Source organism: Salinispora sp. H7-4 (genome assembly GCF_013416675.1).
Lineage (GTDB): Bacteria > Actinomycetota > Actinomycetes > Mycobacteriales > Micromonosporaceae > Micromonospora > Micromonospora vitiensis.
Window position 1 is genome coordinate 2,470 of record NZ_JABZED010000005.1, and the last position, 1,519, is coordinate 3,988.

General features: G+C 67.0%; 1 protein-coding gene and 1 pseudogene. Both read left to right on the forward strand.

The features are described 5' to 3' along the window. A pseudogene (locus tag H0524_RS06300) lies at positions 1–933 on the forward strand (peptidase S8); the annotation flags it as partial. A 224-nt stretch (positions 934–1,157) separates the two neighbouring features. Further along, positions 1,158–1,519, forward strand: a 362-nt coding sequence (locus H0524_RS24480; protein WP_255435816.1) for a hypothetical protein, incomplete at its 3' end; no start/stop codon positions are given.

Genomic DNA, 1,519 nt, shown 5'->3' on the forward strand with positions numbered 1-1,519 from the left:
GCCCGAATCGACGCCCGCCACCACGCCGTCCAGGACACCATTGGTGAGGGCTACCGCGCCGAGAGCACCCTCGGCACCGTGCTCGGGACGTACGAGCCAGAGTGGCACCCCGGCACCCGCACCGAATGGGTCACCCCAGGGATCGACTGGCACGAGACCCACGTCCAGCGTGACCTTTACGTCGCGGCGGACGTACGCACCTACGCCAAGGGCACGACCACCCGGCTGGACTGGTTCGCCCCCGCCATCCGACCGGCCTTCAACCAGAGCACCCTTGTCCAAAACAGCCGATACCAGAATCGGATGACTCTCTACCCGCAGCCCTGGAGCCCATCGAGCGCCGAACTTGACTACATCGGACTTCACCCCTTTGACTCGGTGCCGACCACCAACATCGCCCTTTACCAGGGCGAGACCCTGCTGCACGAGGCAGCGAATCGCGCTGATCTGCATGGCAAGGAGGTTCCGGCCGGGACGCTGCCGTACCGGCTGGTGCTGGACGCATCGCGCCCAGCCGAGGAGTGGGGGCTGTCGACCCGTACCCACACCGAGTGGGACTTCATCTCCAGCACCAACGACGCCGACCCCGGCTCCGCGGAACCGATCACGCTGCTGCAGCTCGACTACGAGTTGGAGACCGACCTACGAGGCGACGTCGAGGCGGGCACGTCCCAAGACATCAGCATCACCCCCAGGCCGCAGCCGGGCGGTTCCGGCACCGGCACCATCACCGCGGTGGGGCTTGAGGTCTCCTACGACGACGGCACCACCTGGCAACCCATCACCCTCACCCCGGGCGACAACAACCGCCACACCGCAACCCTGAAACTACCGAAGCAACCCGACAGCTTCATCTCCGTACGCGCCGCCGCCGAAACCGACACCGGCTTCGCCATCCGACAAGAACTCATCCGCGCCTACGGCCTACGCTGACCAAAACCGGCAGGGGTCCCCGAACCGACATGTCCCGGGGACCCCTGCCAGGCCCAACCCAATGCAGACGAATGTGCCGCACGAAGAGCCCCTCTTCTTCCGCCGGACCGATCGTGATGCCCGGCAGTGGAGTCGCTGTCACGCGGTGGCGGAGTGACGTCGTGGCGGTTACCCGCCGGCCGCTAGCTGTTCATTCAACGGACGATCGACGGTAAAACCGTGCCATGTCTTCCCATCCAGGACCCTTCACCACCAGCGGGTCACATCGACGGCGGCTGATCGCCGCGGTCGTCGCGGCCGGGATGATCACGGCCTCCGCCGCCGCGATCCATCCCGCCGCCGCGACCGCCGGCCCACCCCCGACAACCACACCCGCAGGCACAGTCACCGGCACACACACGATCGCCACACCCGCGACCACCCCGGAAACGCACACCGTCACCCTGGTCACCGGCGACATCGTCACCGTCCGCACCCTCCCCGACGGCAAAACCCTCACCGAGGTCGACCAACCCGACGACACCACCGGCGGCTTCAGCGTCCAACAACACGGCGACGACCTCTACGTCCTACCCGACGAAGCCAA